Annotated in this window: 12 protein-coding genes; 3 read left to right on the forward strand and 9 right to left on the reverse strand. The window is 45.2% G+C overall.

Annotation, left to right across the window (positions count from 1 at the left end; all coding sequences use genetic code 11):
• Positions 1-32: 32 nt before the first annotated feature.
• From K5R16_RS10815 to K5R16_RS10825, 3 genes are all read right to left on the reverse strand, one after another.
• Positions 33-677: an MBL fold metallo-hydrolase gene (locus tag K5R16_RS10815; RefSeq protein WP_220737575.1), complete on the reverse strand. Its 645-nt coding sequence runs from the start codon at positions 675-677 to the stop codon at positions 33-35.
• 433 nt (positions 678-1,110) lie between these two features.
• Positions 1,111-3,153: a pentapeptide repeat-containing protein gene (locus tag K5R16_RS10820; protein ID WP_220737576.1), complete on the reverse strand. Its 2,043-nt coding sequence runs from the start codon at positions 3,151-3,153 to the stop codon at positions 1,111-1,113.
• 584 nt (positions 3,154-3,737) lie between these two features.
• On the reverse strand, positions 3,738-4,235 hold the full coding sequence (locus tag K5R16_RS10825) for a DUF1294 domain-containing protein (RefSeq protein ID WP_220737577.1): 498 nt from the start codon (positions 4,233-4,235) through the stop codon (positions 3,738-3,740).
• A 238-nt stretch (positions 4,236-4,473) separates the two neighbouring features.
• Here K5R16_RS10825 and K5R16_RS10830 point away from each other — a divergent pair, with 238 nt between their 5' ends.
• The gene (locus tag K5R16_RS10830; protein ID WP_220737578.1) at positions 4,474-5,763 is read left to right on the forward strand and encodes an alpha/beta fold hydrolase; all 1,290 of its coding nucleotides are present in this window, start codon (positions 4,474-4,476) and stop codon (positions 5,761-5,763) included.
• 139 nt (positions 5,764-5,902) lie between these two features.
• Positions 5,903-6,100 carry a DUF4250 domain-containing protein gene (locus tag K5R16_RS10835; RefSeq protein WP_220737579.1) on the forward strand — a complete coding sequence of 66 codons (198 nt, stop codon included), beginning with the start codon at positions 5,903-5,905 and terminating at the stop codon, positions 6,098-6,100.
• A 59-nt stretch (positions 6,101-6,159) separates the two neighbouring features.
• On the opposite strand, the gene K5R16_RS10840 is transcribed toward K5R16_RS10835, so the two are convergent.
• The 5 genes from K5R16_RS10840 to K5R16_RS10860 all read right to left on the reverse strand — a co-directional run bounded on the left by K5R16_RS10840 (position 6,160) and on the right by K5R16_RS10860 (position 14,763).
• Complete coding sequence (locus K5R16_RS10840) at positions 6,160-9,300, reverse strand: efflux RND transporter permease subunit (protein WP_220737580.1); 3,141 nt, start codon at positions 9,298-9,300, stop codon at positions 6,160-6,162.
• Between the two features lie 12 nt (positions 9,301-9,312).
• Positions 9,313-10,608 (reverse strand): efflux RND transporter periplasmic adaptor subunit, encoded by a 1,296-nt coding sequence (locus tag K5R16_RS10845; protein ID WP_220737581.1) that lies wholly within the window; start codon positions 10,606-10,608, stop codon positions 9,313-9,315.
• Positions 10,608-11,975 (reverse strand): TolC family protein, encoded by a 1,368-nt coding sequence (locus K5R16_RS10850; protein ID WP_259649841.1) that lies wholly within the window; start codon positions 11,973-11,975, stop codon positions 10,608-10,610. Before K5R16_RS10850 ends, K5R16_RS10845 begins: the two co-directional genes overlap by 1 nt.
• A 247-nt stretch (positions 11,976-12,222) precedes the next feature.
• Positions 12,223-12,612, reverse strand: a complete 390-nt coding sequence (locus tag K5R16_RS10855; protein ID WP_220737582.1) for a hypothetical protein — start codon at positions 12,610-12,612, stop codon at positions 12,223-12,225.
• Between the two features lie 165 nt (positions 12,613-12,777).
• Positions 12,778-14,763: a DNA topoisomerase III gene (locus tag K5R16_RS10860; RefSeq protein WP_220737583.1), complete on the reverse strand. Its 1,986-nt coding sequence runs from the start codon at positions 14,761-14,763 to the stop codon at positions 12,778-12,780.
• A gap of 181 nt (positions 14,764-14,944) precedes the next feature.
• Here K5R16_RS10860 and K5R16_RS10865 point away from each other — a divergent pair, with 181 nt between their 5' ends.
• Entirely contained in the window at positions 14,945-15,217 is a 273-nt protein-coding gene (locus K5R16_RS10865; protein WP_220737584.1) for a hypothetical protein, read from the forward strand.
• Between the two features lie 59 nt (positions 15,218-15,276).
• On the opposite strand, the gene purF is transcribed toward K5R16_RS10865, so the two are convergent.
• Positions 15,277-16,791, reverse strand: a complete 1,515-nt coding sequence (gene purF / locus K5R16_RS10870) for an amidophosphoribosyltransferase (RefSeq protein ID WP_220737585.1) — start codon at positions 16,789-16,791, stop codon at positions 15,277-15,279.
• Between the last annotated feature and the right edge of the window lie 70 nt (positions 16,792-16,861).

The raw sequence follows: 16,861 nt of genomic DNA on the forward strand, positions 1-16,861 counted from the left end.
AGTATCAGCGGGTGCTTAAAGTCGCTGCAGAATTAATCAAACAGCTGATCAGCAACAAACGGGTTCTGTGCGCGTTCTTCACCAAAGGTCGACAACGGGCCATGACCCGGAATGAACTGTACCTCATTACCCAAAGGCCACAGCTTTTTAGTGATAGAGTCGATGAGATCTTGATGGTTAGACTGCGGGAAATCAGTACGGCCAATAGAGCCCCTAAAGAGCACATCGCCTACCCAAGCAATCGCGGCTTGTTTAGCAAAAAACACCACGTGTCCCGGAGTATGTCCAGGGCAGTGCAATACTGATAGCACCTGCTCACCCACCGTCACTTCATCACCCTCTTGTAAAAAACGGCTTGGAGTAAACGGATCACAATGTACAAAACCAAAATGTTGGCTCTGCTTAGGTAAGCTTTCTAACCAGAAACTATCCGCTAAGTGAGGTCCCACAATAGGAACATTTAGCTGCTCAGCAAGAGTTTGCGCCGCACCGACATGGTCAATATGGCCATGGGTTAATAACACCTGTTCAATGTGGACATTGTTTTTAGCGGCTTCTTCCAAAATTCGCTCAAGGTTTCCACCAGGATCAACCACAGCCCCTTTCAAGCTTTGCTCACACCAAATTAAACTACAATTTTGCTGAAATGGCGTGACCGGTATTAACTGATACTTCATCGAAACTCACCTAACAATTATTTAGCAGTGCAATGGTTAAAGATTACGCCAACTTGAGCATTTCCTCTATAAATAATTGGTAGAACATGAACTAACGCTCACAAAAGCGGCATATTAAAAGCAGCTAATAGAAAGATGAGCCCTTGTTCTGTTAACCAGTCGCAATTTTTAAATGGGATCCGCAGTTAAAGATGGAAATAGTTTAAAGGCAATTGCTAGCGGAAAGACAAGCAAAGTGGCAATTGCCGTCCCGACATAAAAGAGATGCTATTTATAATTTCAATGCTAAAGATAGCTACTTGGTAGTAACAGAATAAGATTGATAATAGATGGATAAAAACAGATACAGCCATTTATTAAAACAGATTAGCTAGCACGTAAAGCAAGCAGAGAACTGAATAAACACCCAGTTCTCTGCGAGTTTTATCTGTGACTAACAACCTTTTGGAAATATCCAAACTTCAACAGCACCATTTTTACTGCCAAAGTCATCACCAGATGCGCCAGGCGTTGAAGGTGCAGTCTCTTTAGTCGGAGCGCTATTACAGGTAGTCGTTGGGATAATCGACCAGCTTCCGCCACCAGCTCCTGCTCCATCATCGCCAGCACCACCGCCACCATAGCCACCACCACCGCCGCCACCGCCAGCACCGCTAAAGCTATCATCGGCATTACCGCCTCTGCCGTTCGAGCCAACCCCTGGGTCGCCATTAACCCATTCGCTGTTAAGCCCTAAAAAACCTTGCCCGCCTTGACCACCAATGCCATCTTTACCGCCACCAGCGCCACTTCCTCCATCTCCCCATTCATCTGTGCTGCCACCATCGGCTCCACTGTCAAAGCCTTGTCCGACACCAATCGTTCCTTGACCTATGATTGATGAGGCCGCAACGCCACCATTGGCGCCATCTGTACCGTCGTTAATCCAACCAGATGAGTCACCGCCACCGCCACCGCCAGCAATAAGTATCACATCGTCTTCAAGTGAAGCTGGGCTGCTATCGGCAATCATGACCAGTGTCGAAGAGCCTCCGTCACCATAGATATTGCTTAGTGTGCCATTTTCACCGAGGAAGAAATTGAATGAAGTTTGCCCATAACTGTCTAGGAAGTGAGATAGTGTAGTGACGGTTGATGCAAAACCTGCTTCTCCGCCATCGCCACCAGAGGTCCAAAGCCCGCCATTAGAACCTATACCACCTTCTCCACCCCAAGCTAAAATCGCCATCGGAGTGTCATTGTCCAGTGTGGTATCAAAAGATGAGCTAACTTGACTGAAGATATCGACAAGATTGACCGAGGTAACCAGCTCTGAAGTATCAATGGCTTCGCAGCTTGTTATTGGTGTGCCGCCATCAACACCAGCATACTCGGTGGTACAAACTTCCTTATCAACCGCTGGCAATAAACATTTATAAACGGTGCTACCATCATCGGTAACATCTTGCTTAACAGAATCGCACGGGTCGGACTCGGCAACGGCTGTTGAATTACAAAATCCAACAGAGGTGATATCGCAAATGCCTCCGTCAGTCCAGGTCGCACCAACAAGATTGGCGTTATCAAAATCTGTATCCGTGATCGTCGCATTATGAAGGTCAGCTGGGGATAATTGCGCGCTTGAAAAATAAGCTCCACTTAGGTTGGCATCACTGAGATCAGCATACGTCATTTCCGACCCACGAAAGTCACCCTTGCTCATATCGGCGCCACTAAAGTTGGTTCCTGTGAGCGTTGATTCGAAAAGATCAACATTGGTTAATATGGCATCAGTTAAATCAGCGCCAGAAAGATCAGCAAATGTGAGTGTTGCATTATCCAAATTTGCATCTGATAAATCGCAATTTTTACAGGCGTTAGTAGAAATAAGCGTGGTCACATTATCATCTGTAGTCTCAGCATGAGCAGAGCTTATCAACAGATTACCTATGTGACTCATTAGTCTGGAAACAATAGAATAGTTGGTACTCTTTATTTCAGACAAGGAACCACTATTAGGCTGCGTCACTAAGAAGGTTAGATCTGTACTTTCAACATGTTCACCGTGGATCAGTACCAGCTGAAATTCCCCAGCTGGCACTATTGCCGATACGCACTCGTCATTGGCTGACATGCTAAGCACTTCTTCGCCATTGCTATTGTTAAGTACCATAGAGTGATTTGAATCGCTGTTACCATCTTCATAGCAAAATGTATGATTGAGGCTACGCGAATATTGGTAAGGTATGAGATCAGTACCTGATTCATCATTGGAGTCATCCGCTGTAGTTGTCGTGGCTGGCTCAAGGAATAAGGCCACGACCCCCTGTTCAGGGTTGGCACGCAAGCGACTATTATTCGCAAAGTCTTTTTCGAGTAAGAAATCTGATTGTATTTCCGTATCATCGTTGCTATTGCAAGCTGTGACGAAAATGAGTGAAAATATTAACGCCAACAGCACGTTAAAGTTGCTGCGGTATTGATTGATAGTCTGCACGTTATTTTCCTTATAATGAAACAGATTTTGCTGAAGTTATTAACGGCCTTTCATTCCATACTTTCTAATTCCGTACCGATTAATTAGATGGCAGCCATTATTAATCAATAGCATAGCGATCCTCATGTTTATTAACAACCACGAGAACTAACCAAAGCAGGAACTTGAGCTATATTCAGCAAAGGATAACGGATAAACACAGGGTATTAAGCAAAGACACAGTCAGACTAAGAGCGATAGAGCCCGGTCAGTTGGCAAGTAAATGTTACTCGAATGAGTCAGTAATATTGTTTAACGAATGAGAGCTTTGCTCAAGTGCAAATCATCAGGGCGATAACCAAAAGCTGTTTAGGCTGCAAGCAAAACGCCGAAAAGTTCGTAATACCCTTTAAGCCACGGGCACAACTTGGGAAATCTAAATGCGCTCAGCGGATTTTAGAGCAGTAACAAGTTAACTTCAGCCCAAAGTGGTTTCTATGCACTTCCGTCAGCGTATCTGCCGATATGACTGAAACTCGCCGCTTTTCAATTTCAGTACATCAAATTTACAACTTGCCATTAATAATACGCCTATTTAGCGAATATTAGCCTTCCCGTATATAACGAGTAGGGCTTTCGTAGTAGAAATAATTTTCATTGTGAGCACTTAATAGAAACGATACTGCTTTACGAACATGCTGATTATCAACGCTTTTAGTCACATATACTTTCAACTCGCTAGTATATTTTTTCAATAAAGTAGAACCTTCATTGGTATGCATCCCAACAACAAATGCGATGTTAATTAAGACTGTAAACAGAAAAGTTAACCGAAAACTTTGCTTCTTACTTTTATGTCGAAGTTTTTGCTGTGCAACTATAGCGCCTGGCCAACCAAAACATAATGAATATATATGGAGTGTACTTTCAGAAACTCGCCATTCATTTTTCTGAGCAGCCCTTTTATCTTTTGCATAGATTAAATATGTTAATAAGCTCGCTATAATGAATATTATGGAGACGATTGGAGGCAAATAACCTAGGTAAAATGATACACATAATGTAATTGATAAAGCATAAATGGGTAAATAGTGAAATTTCATAGTCAATCTCTAACAGCTAACAGCTTATTCAACAGCAGTACGATAACTAACAAGGCAGTCTAATTATTCAAGTCACTCTATCACCGACAAATAATTGCTGCAAAAGGATTTTTTAAAAACCTCATGCTGCGTACAATTAGCTCTTTGCTAGAAATTTACAGCACGCTTGCCCGATTTCGGTATACAATCTCCAGCCTCATTGCCCCTATAATAGTTAACAACAAATAAGGCGAACAACATGATCCCACAACTCACCTTTGCAGGCATGGTTGCCCATAAACATACTTTCACCCTGCCCCTTGATTATCAGCAGCCTAATGGTAAAAGTATTAATGTTTTTGCCCGTGAACTGGTTAGCCCTGTAAACAAAGATAAGCAGTTGCCTTTTATAGTGTTTTTTCAAGGTGGTCCCGGCTTTGGTGCGGTCAGACCCGCCGCTACTGGAGGCTGGATAAAACGAGCACTGCAAGAATTTAGAGTGTTGCTGCTCGATCAGCGTGGTACCGGGCTATCGACACCTGTAAGCTCTGCAAGCCTGTCGCACTTGAATTCAGCGCAGCAAAGCCAATACTTGAGCCACTTTCGCGCCGACAATATTATCCGCGATGCCGAGTCTATTCGTCAGCAATTGGTTGGCGATGATAAGTGGTCGATTCTAGGGCAAAGCTTTGGTGGGTTTTGTGTTTTAAAATACCTTAATGATGCGCCTAATGGCGTTGAAGAAGCTTATATTACTGGCGGTATTCCGTCGCTAAACCGCAGTGCAGATGAAGTCTACCAAGCCACATACCAGCGAGTTATCGCTAAGAATAATGACTTTTTCAACCGTTTTACTGATGCGCAGGAGTTGGTTAAAGCACTAGCACAACATATTAGCAATAACGAGGTAAAACTGGCCACTGGCGAGCAACTTACCGTTGAGATGTTACAACTGCTCGGCATAAACATAGGCATGGAGCAAGGTCCAGAGAGCGTCTATTATCTGTTGGAACATGCGCTAATCACCACGGCTAGCGGTACCATAGTAAACCCGCTATTTTTGGCACATTTCTGCCAGTTACTCGATTACAACACCAACCCCATTTTTGCCTTACTGCATGAGTCTATTTATTGCCAGCAAAGCGCGTCAAACTGGTCAGCTCATCGAGTAAGACAGCAGTATCCGCAATTTAACTACAGCGCCGATAAGCCATTTCTATTCACCGGAGAGATGATCTACCCGTGGATGTTTGAGCAGTTCAATAACCTTAAGCCGTTAAAAGAGGCTGCGGCAATGCTAGCTGAAAAAAGCGATTGGCCGATGCTATATCAACCAACAAAATTAGCAGAGAACAAGGTGCCTGTTGCCGCAGCGATATATAGCGAAGATATGTTTGTTGAGATGCGTTATAGCTTAGAAACCGCAGCGAAAGTGGGCAACTTAAAATACTGGTTAACCTCTGAATATGAGCACAACGGTATTCGTATGGATGGCGAGCATATTTTGGACAGATTAATTACAATTAATCGTGGGGAAAACTTACGTTAATTAAGAAACACTTAAGCTTACCTCGACATAATGTAATCTGTTCCTCACCTGTATCACCTTTGGCAAGCCTCATTTAGGCTTGCTTTTTTTTGCCTCGAAAACCATATTTAAAGCCTCTCTCATATTGAGGTTAACTCTGATGGACATCACTCATCTGGAACAGCTTAGCTCTGCAACATTGCTTGGGATCGTTAACGAAAAACTCAGATTGACCTGCAACGACCAAGCCGCGCTTTTTTATGAGATGGATATTGATAAGCAATTGCTAGACTCTAAGCTTGCCGATATCGGTTACCACTATGACCCGCTCAGTAATCAATATAAAAACCTAAAATAGACGATAAAGGCTTAGCCTTTATCGTCTCTATCATTAACAAAATTGCTGCTTGCTACAGCTTAACTCGTTGTAGAACTCTGTTTACGGCTAAAGCGATAAACCAATGAGTAAAGCACTGGCAAAATCACTAACGTCAGTAGTGTCGACGAGATAATACCGCCTATCACGACTGTGGCCAGCGGTCGCTGTACTTCTGCACCGGTTCCGACATTGAGCGCCATCGGCACAAAGCCAAGACTTGCCACTAATGCCGTCATCATCACAGGGCGTAAACGTTGGCTTGCCCCCTGTTTAATCGCCTCAATAAGCTCTAGCCCCTGCAGTTTAAGCTCTTTAATAAAGCTCAGCATCACCACGCCATTTAGCACCGCAATGCCTGATAGTGCAATAAAGCCAATCGCCGCTGAGATCGACAATGGCATATCGCGCAATACCAAAGCCAATACACCGCCTGTAAGCGCTAAAGGTACGCCACTAAAGATGATGAGCGAGTCACGCACTGAGCCAAAGGCGCTATATAACAGACCAAAAATAAGCAGAAGCGTTAACGGCACTAAAATCATTAAGCGATTCGATGCTGATTCTAGCTGCTCAAAAGTGCCGCCATATTCACTCCAGTAACCACTGGGAAGCGCGAGCTCTTCCGCCATCACATTTTTAGTGTCTTGTATAAACGAGCCTAAATCGCGTCCATCAACGTTGGCTGTTACCACGACATGGCGTTTACCACTTTGACGGTTGATTTGATTAGGGCCGACTTTAAAGTGCAACTCAGCCACTTCGCCCAAAGGCACATAGCTGAGATCGGGGTTAAGCTCGCTTGACAGTGCTATAGGAATATTGGCCAGTTTATCGAGATCTTGACTGATATCATCCGCCATTCTCACTACCAGCTTAAAACGTCTATCACCTTCATAGATGAGCCCTACAGGTATGCCCGAGACTGCTGTTTGTAGCGCTTGTTGCACGTCAACAATCGTCAGCCCCAACAACGCTAAATGATCGCGGTTAGGCTCGACCGATAACATTGGCAGACCAGACATCTGCTCAACGCGCACATCGGTTGCGCCGTCTATACCTTGGAACAACCCAACAGCGCGGTCACCAGCCTCTTTTAAGGTATCGAGGTCATCGCCATAGATCCTTAATGCCACATCGGCGCGCACACCCGCGATTAACTCGTTAAAACGCATTTCAATCGGCTGGGTAAACTCATAGTTATTACCCGGCACTTGCTCAACATGCTCACGAAGTTCATCAACAAACTGCGCTTTGGTCTTAGTCGGATCAGCCCACTGCGACCGTGGTTTGATGATTAAGATGGTATCGGCAACACTCGGTGGCATAGGGTCGGTTGCCACTTCAGGTGTTCCCACCTTTGAAAATACCCGCTCAACTTCATCAAGCTCACTAATCACCACTTCGAGCTTTTTCTGCATCTCAATCGATTGCTCAAGCCCAGTGCCGGTGATCCGCATGGCATGCATCGCGATATCCCCTTCATCGAGTTTTGGCAAAAATTCAGAACCTAAACGACTCAGCTGAACACTGGTCACCACCATCAGCACGATAGCACCTGCAATGATAATAAAAGGACGTTTAAGCGAGAAAAACAGCACTGGCTCATAGGCTTTACGTGCACCAGCCATCAGCCAGTTTTCTTTCTCGTTCACTTTGCCTTTTACAAACAGCGCTATGGCTGCTGGCACAAACGTTACCGAAAACAGCAATGCACCAATAAGTGCTGCCACCACGGTAAAGGCCATCGGGTGGAACATTTTGCCTTCGACACCGCTTAGGGCAAATATCGGCAGATACACTAACATAATGATAAGTACACCAAACACCGCCGGACGAAACACCTCTTTGGTCGCATCAGCAACCACTTTAATGCGCTCTTCAAGCACCAGTAAGCGACCGTATTGATGTTGCGCCATGCCTAAGCGACGCAGGGCATTTTCAACAATAATCACTGCGCCATCGACAATAATACCGAAATCAATTGCACCAAGGCTCATCAAGTTGCCTGATACGCGGTTAGCGGTCATCCCAGTAATGGCAAATAACATACTCAAAGGGATAACTAGCGCCGCAATCAGTGCCGCGCGGAAATTACCCAATAGTGCAAATAGCACCACGATAACCAGTACAGCGCCTTCAAATAGGTTTTTCTGTACCGTTTCAATTGCTTTGTCGACCAAGGTTGTGCGGTCGTACACCGCTTCTGCCACTATGCCCTCAGGCAAACTTGCATTGACGAGCTGGAGTTTTTCTCCGACCTCTTTAGCCACTACGCGGCTATTCTCACCCAGTAACATAAACGCGGTACCCAGCACGGTCTCTTCGCCGTTTTGACTGGCGGCGCCGGTACGTAACTGCTTACCGTAAAACACGTCGGCAACATCGCCGATTCGCACAGGTGCGTCATCACGTTTAGTGACCACGACTTGGCGAATTGACTCAAGGTCTTTCAGCTGCCCTGGAGAGCGGACTAACCATTGCTCGCCGCTGCGCTCGATATAACCGGCACCTGCATTGCGGTTATTGAGTTCAAGTGCACTAATGACATCATCAACAGTCACCTTAAATGCCAATAACTTTGCTGGCACTGGCGCGACTTGATATTCGCGCTCATAACCACCCAAGCTATTAATTTCTGTAACGCCTTTCACTTTTACCAGTTGCGGGCGGATGATCCAGTCTTGAATCGTACGCAGATCTTCAGCGTTATAAGGCGTGCCATCTTCTTTTACCGCACCATCAAGGGCGCGAATGGAGTAAGTAAATACTTCGCCTAAACCACTACTAACAGGGCCAAGCGCAGGTTCGGCTTCTGCAGGTAGCTCACTGCGAACGCCTTGTAAGCGTTCACTTATCTGCTGACGCGCCCAGTAGATATCAGTGCCCTCTTCGAAAATGACGGTCACTTGTGACAAGCCATAACGCGAGATTGAGCGGGTGTAATCGAGGCTTGGGATCCCAGCCATAGCATTTTCAATCACATAGGTCAGCCTTTGCTCTGACTCAAGCGGTGAATAGCCGGCAATCGCAGTGTTGATCTGTACTTGCACATTGGTAATGTCTGGCACGGCATCAATAGGCAGTTTTAGAGTGTTATAAACCCCTAATAGCGCGATGAGCAGTGTAATTGCTAGTACCAGTAATCGCCTTTTAAGGGCGAATGAGATAATAGTATCCATATCGTTTCGTCCTTAGTGTACGTGCTTAGCAGCATTTTTCATGATGTCAGCTTTAAGCAAGTAGCTGTTTTCAGTCACGTACTCTGCGTTTGACTCAAGCCCTTCTAGCACTTCAACAAACTCACCATCTGATTCGCCTAGTGTTAGCATACGCGCCTCAAAGATATTACCGTGTTTTACAAAAACGGTAGGCTTGTCATTAAAGGTTTGTAGTGCATCCGCACGAACAGCGAGAGCAACCTTTTTCGAACGCGTTTCGATATTAGCTTGCACATGCATACCTGGACGCCAGTGGCCGTCAGGGTTTGCGATAACGGCGCGTACTCGGGCAATATGACCGCCGGTCATGACAGGCGCAATGTAGCTGATAGTGCTAATGGCTTTACCTTCGCTGTGGGTTTCATCGCTATTGCCGTGCTCATCATCACCAATAGTCACCTTTTGACCGAGCGACACTCGGGCTAAGTTTTTTGGAAACGCTGACATATCAATCCACACTTTTGACAGGTCGCTGACTTGCAGCAGCGCTTGGTTAAAGGTGCTATCACCTACCGACAGCATCTGTTCTGTCACCTGACCTTTTGCTGGGCTTTTCACGGTATAACGCTGCAAGGTTGATGAGTTTCTTACCGTGGCGATCACTTGGCCTTTCTCTACACTGTCACCGACAGTCACATTCAGCTGCTCGATAACCCCAGTATAAGGCGCTGACACACTAAACTGCTTGTCGGTTATGGTGCTAACAACGCCGAATAATCTGTCAACAAAATGCAACTCTTGTGAGCCGCTTTTAGCGGTTTCAACACCCGATAATGCCAGTAAGCGATCATTAATCGTTACTCGGCCGGTGTGGTTTTCATAGTGCCAATCATAATCATGAGCTTTAAATGCGGCATGAACCTCTACGTCAAATGAGTGTGGTTCACGTACACTGGTTTGACTAACCAGATATTGCTCCTCAGCGGCAAAACTAACCTTATCGATAGCACCGCCTAAGCGGGCTAAAGTCACTGATAGCTCGACTTCATTAGGATTGACTGGCTCACCTTTATAAAAAGCGTATATACGCATCTCTGGTGGGATCCCAGATTCTGCCATGGTGATCTCTAGTGAGAAATCTTCATGCTCCAACAGTCGGCCGCCGTGTGGCCCTTCCTCTTGGTGCTCCTCCTCTTCCTCGTGACCATGTCCGTGATCGCCACTGGCATTTGCCACACTAACAGGCGCTAACGTGCCTGCAGTCAATAAAGCGAAAGATAAAATAGTGGCTGCCAGTTGTGCAGGTAAAAAATTAAAATTAAGTTTCATTATCGATTTTCCATTGCCACAACAGGCTTTATGTTGGTGTTAGCGACAGTCATTGACTGCCCAGTAATGCGCTCAATGGCAAGCAATGCCATATATACTGCCGTTTTGGCTTCAATCAATTCGCGTTCAACGCTGAAAAGTTCTGATTGTGCATCGGCAAGTTGCAGCACATTAGCTTGACCTGTTTGGTAAGCAGATTGAGTGTGTTGTTGTAGCTGCTTAGCTAGCGGTAACACTTGTACTTTTAACAACTGCGCTTGTTTAGCATTGTTGAGCATTGATTGGTGCAGCTCTAACAAGGTCAGCTTCAGTTGCTCACGGGCAAAGCGTTGTTGCTCGTGGGCTCTATCTTCTTGAGCCTTAGCGGCAAGAATATTGCCTTGATTTGGATTAGAAAATTGCAGTGGCATTGAAAAGTTAAACATCAATGCACCGTCATCAAAGCCTTCATAGCTTTTCACGCCAACCCCTAGGGTAATGTCGGCCTTGGCTTTAGACTCTTCCATTCGACGCTTGGCAATCAGCATACGCTCAACGCTGAGTAGTTGTAGATACTGCGGCGCAGTTTCAATCGCATTGAGCACACTTGCAGCTGTTGGCAACACTAAAAGCGGTGTTAGCTCATCGTTAGCTGCCGTAAACTTAACTTCACTTGACCACATGGCTGCCAGCTTTTGTTTAGCAACATTAAAGTCGCCATCAATACGCTGCTTTAACACCTTTGAGCGAATGAGACGTAGCTGCATTTTACTGACATCGGCTTGGATCACCGCACCTGCGCTTGCACGGGTTTTAATCGCGGCTAACGAGGCTTGTTCCAGCTCGATACGTCTGTCGATCCAAGTTTGCATAGCTTGTAAACGTAACAGCTGATAATAGCGCTCAGTGGTTTGCGCTAGCACCTGTAAGCGGATGGACTCATAATCGCTTAACTGCTGTTTTTGGCCTGCTTGGGCGTAATCAATGCGGTGCTGACGTTTATCGCCCAGTTCAATCAATTGGCTCAGCACCAATTTGATTTCAGCGTTATCAACCCCCTGCATATCTCCGGTACCGAGAATGTTTTCCACACTAACCGATAGCTCAGGGTTAGGAGTAATACCAGCTTGCAAAGTTAATGCTTCACTTGCGCGTAGCGAATAAGGAAATGATTTAAGCGCAATATTGTTAAGTAATGCTTGCTCTAATGCCCAAGGTAAGTTGATGCCAACATCCGCTGTTGATGCTAAATCTTGCGGCTGTGATGATGCTAATTGTGTTTGCTCTGCGGCAATACTCTTGGCGCAATACAACGCTGCCATGCAGATAACCGCGGTGAACAATGCCCGTTGGCATGCCACCAAGAAGATATTTTTATCTCTTATCACGAGATGAAACTCCTGTTAGTTAAGCCTTTGCTTGTTTAAATCGCAGTAAATACTGCCTTATAAACAATGCATTGACTCATTGATTCGAGCTTAAACTTTGCATGTGAATAGGATCGTAAATCGGCAATACATTCAATAACTGGCAATAACTGACAGTAACTAACCGTAACGGATGTAGAAATGCCTAAGATCCAGCATATTCGCTAGTCTAATCACTCAAAAATAATTCAATTAAACGAAACAGGGATTAACAATATGGAGGGGGAATAGGTGGAGCATAGCTGCGGTTTTGATAGCTAATCGCAAACAGAGTACGATCTTCTACACCTGTCGATTTAGCCACTGTGCCTAATTCGACTGGCGGATGACAAGCGGTATGGAAATCATCGCTATGCTCATCTTGCTCGCTGACATCAACCATGTGGCTGCACGCATGCACAGCGCTATCGCAACAGTCTTGTTGCAGCTCAGCTGGCAAACTGTTTTCAAAGTGATGGATCTGGCTCATGTTCTGTTCAACATTATGAATGTCTGCTGCCACACAGGTTGGAAAAATTTGCGACACAAAAACCACCAGCAATAACGCCAGTGTCAAATTAGATTGGAACATCTGCATTGATTTTCGTGAATTAAACAACAACTTTCCTAAAAGCGTAAACTGGCACCAGCCAAACTATTGCAAATGATAACCGCTTTTATCGCGGCGAAATAGCCCTACATGCAAAATGATTTGTGAAACATGATAGAGATCGACAAGCAAGCCAAGCTTTACAAGTTATTAGTTATCATTAAATTCTAATCGCTAACTTTTAACTGCCCTTGGCTTCCGAGCAGGTTTCTTTGCGGTTGATTGCCCTTTGCTCCCTTTACGTGCATAAGACTTTTTCTTAAACGGAGCAGGACTTTTCACTCCTTGCAAAGCGGTGGGTAACACGGAGCCCGCTTGGGTAATTAGCTCATCAAGTTTGCTGATCAGTGGCTGCATAAAAGCTTGATATTGGGTTTCTTTTCGGCTCATCGAGTCCAAATTATTTTCCCAAAGCGCTGTCATATCGGGAGTTGTGGCGCTATGGGGTAAACTGTTAATCAGTCCTTTACCCACGTCGGTGGCTACAATTGTTTTACCCTGCCTGATAAGAAAACTGCGTTTAAACAATAATTCAATAATCCCTGCACGAGTCGCTTCAGTGCCGAGTCCATCGGTATCTTTAAGGATTTTGCGGATCTCTGGGTCGGTAACAAAGCGGCTAATGCCTGTCATCGCGCTTAAAAGCGTCGCATCAGTAAAATGCTTAGGCGGCTGAGTCTGTTTCTCTAATAACTCGCCTCGGTCACAAGAAAGGATTTGGCCTTTTGTTAATGGTGGAATGGTTGCTAACTCTTCCTCATCTTGCCCATTAGCCTCCACATTGCTGTTAGCTTTACTCTGCTTTAGCAGTTGCTTCCAACCTTTAGCGGTCTCCTGCTTGGCCTTAGTCTTAAATAATCCACCAGCAATAATGATTTCCACCACCGTTTCTTTGTACTGGTAAGCATCATAGAACTGCATCAAGTATTGACGGGCGACCTGCAGGTATATTTGCTTCTCTGCGGGGCTTAGGCTGCTTAAGTTCGCCACTTTTTCAGTGGGAATAATCGCATGGTGAGCATCGACTTTTTTGTCATTCCAAGCTTTTGACTTAAGTTTGGCATTAGGCGCATCAATGCCTTGTGTCAGTTCCGGGGCGCCCTTGTTAACTGTGCTGATGACACTTGGCGCCATAGCATGCTGCTCTTGTGGCAAATATCGGCTATCAGAACGCGGGTAAGTGATAAGCTTGTGCCGTTCATATAGTGACTGACAGGTATCTAACACTGTTTTTGCACTCATGCCGAAGCGTTTGGCGGCATCAATTTGCAAATTTGATAAGTTGTAGGGCAATGGAGCATTCTGTTTCTTGTCTTGCGCGGCAATTTTTTCAACTGTCGCTTGCTGGCCACTAATACGCCCCACTACGTTCTGTGCCAGCCCTTTCGACAATACCCGCCCATCTTCGTCCATATAGGGCTGACAGGCTTCACTAGGCTGCCATTTGGCGGTGAATGTTTGCTGTGGCTCCGCAGTTAAATGCGCCAATACCTCGAAAAAAGGCTTAGAGACAAAATTAGCGATCTCTTCATCTCTGCGCACCACTAATCCGAGTATAGGGGTTTGCACTCGGCCTACTGACAGCACCCCTTGATAACCGACTTTTCGGCCTTGTATGGTATAAGCACGAGTCATGTTCATGCCATAAAGCCAGTCAGCGCGTGAGCGTGCTAATGCGGAAGTTGATAGTGGAATAAATTCTCGGTTAAGTCGCAATTGTCCCAAAGCGCGCTTTACCGCTTGAGGATTTAAATCACTTATTAGCAATCTTTTAGCCTGTGCTAACTTGGCGCCTTTAACGCCTAAGTGAGCAATAATCTCATCAACTAACAACTGCCCTTCTCTATCGGGATCGCCCGCGTTGACCAGTTGTGTCGCTTCTTTAACTAAGCCTCTAAGCACAGAGATCTGCCCTCGCATCTTATACTTGGGTTTCATCTTCCACACATCAGGCACGATTGGCAGGTGCTCAAACTTCCATGATTTATATTCTGGCGCGTATGCATCGGGCTCAGCTTGCTCTAATAGGTGCCCCACACACCAAGAAACACAATCGCCATTAGCTGCACGTATAAAACCTTCACCCTTTTTGAGTGGTTTGGGCAATACGTCGGCAATGGCTCTACCTAAACTGGGTTTCTCGGCAATATATAAGATCATCGATGCAGATTCTTTATTACTGTATAAATTAACAGTAACTGTAACCTGAGGTGACATACAGCGCAATCAAAAGGCGTTTAACTGCTCAAAGATTGTAAATTTTGTTGAGAACAATTCTCATTTAATGGTTAAGTTAGCCATCGTTAAAGGAGGACTTTAGTACCGTTAAAGGAGAACCACTATGCTAACCACAATGACAAACCCTGGCGTCAGGCTCGATAGGTTATTACTGTTCCACTTCTTACTTATCACGGCATGGGTCATTCTAGCCTCGCCGTTGTTGTCACAGAGCCGTACAATAGAACCGTTGATCCTTGCCAGTCTTACTATTACCCTCAGTTGCGTTAGCACCTTAATAGGTTTGAAGTTAGGACATGGTTTTACGCGAGTGGCCTATACACTGTTGTTCGCCAGTTGGATGGCTGTATGGGCACAACAGCTATTTAGTCTTTAGACTTTATAGCCACAAAAAAGCCGAGTATTCACTCGGCTTTTTTGCACTTTATACTAAATCTACGGATGACAAACGTTATGCATCTCTAGATTAGTACCAATATCTTTGCTGCGATTAGCTTTAGCATCATCATTACGCAGTTGGGTAATGTGGTCTAAATACGCTTGATCAACATCATTAGTCACGTACTTGCCGTCAAATACTGATGTTTCAAAACGCTTAATCGATGGATTTTCTTTACGTACGGCTTCAATAAGATCTGGCAGTGATTGGAAAATCATCCCATCGGCACCAATAAGCTTAGTGATCTCTTCAACGTCACGACCATGAGCAATAAGCTCGTTTGTCGTCGGCATATCGATACCGTAAACATTCGGGAAACGAATTTCCGGAGCCGCTGAAGCAAAGTACACTTTCTTAGCGCCAGCATCACGTGCCATTTCGATGATCTGTTCTGAAGTTGTACCACGAACAATCGAGTCATCAACCAACAAGACATTCTTACCTTTAAACTCAGCACCAATCGCATTGAGCTTACGACGTACTGATTTCTTACGCTCTTGTTGACCAGGCATAATAAAGGTACGACCAATATAACGGTTTTTCACGAAACCTTGACGGTATGGCAAGTCCATATGACGAGCAATTTCAAGGGCGATATCACACGAAGTTTCAGGAATAGGAATAACCACATCGATATCGTGATCTTCCCATTCTTTCTTAATCTTCTCACCTAACATCGTCCCCATGTTTACGCGGCTGCTATAAACAGAGACATTGTCGATAGTCGAGTCTGGGCGAGCAAAATAAACGAATTCGAAGATACATGGCGCGTAGCTTGGAGTATGAGCACATTGGCGAGTGAATAGCTCACCTTCTAAGGTGATATAAACGGCTTCACCCGGCGCGACATCGCGCATAAACTCAAAACCAACAGCATCAAGTGCAACACTTTCTGAGGCTACCATGTACTCTGTACCGGTTTCAGTTTCGTGCTTACCGATAACTAACGGACGAATACCAAATGGATCTCTAAATGCCATTAAGCCATGGCCGATGACCATCGCCGCAACCGCATAAGCACCGCGAGCGATCTCATGTACTTTGCTGATAGCTTTGAACACATCATCAGAAGATAGGTGTTGAGTGGTAGTATGTTGCAGCTCATCAGCCAGTAAGTTTAACAATACTTCAGAGTCAGAGGTCGTGCTAACGTGACGACGCTGCTTGTGCAAGCGCTCATGCAAATCAACCGTGTTGGTTAGGTTGCCGTTATGCGCTAATGAGATCCCAAAAGGTGAGTTAACATAAAACGGCTGAGCTTCAGAAGCACTTGAACTTCCGGCCGTTGGGTAACGCACGTGACCAATACCTGAATTACCTTGCAGGCGTTGCATATGCTTTGGTTCAAAAACGTCTTTTACTAAGCCATTGGCTTTACGTAATCTAAACGCATATCCGTCTACGGTCACAATGCCAGCAGCATCCTGTCCACGATGCTGAAGCACAGTCAATGCATCATAAATGGTTTGATTAACCGATGACTGACCAACTATTCCGACAATACCACACATGGGTAAGCTTCCTCATTGTAAGATGTTCTATTGTTTAAATATTTTTGCTTCAGCCAAGTTAATTCTTGGC

It is taken from the genome of Shewanella sp. c952, from assembly GCF_019654975.1.
Classification (GTDB): domain Bacteria; phylum Pseudomonadota; class Gammaproteobacteria; order Enterobacterales; family Shewanellaceae; genus Shewanella.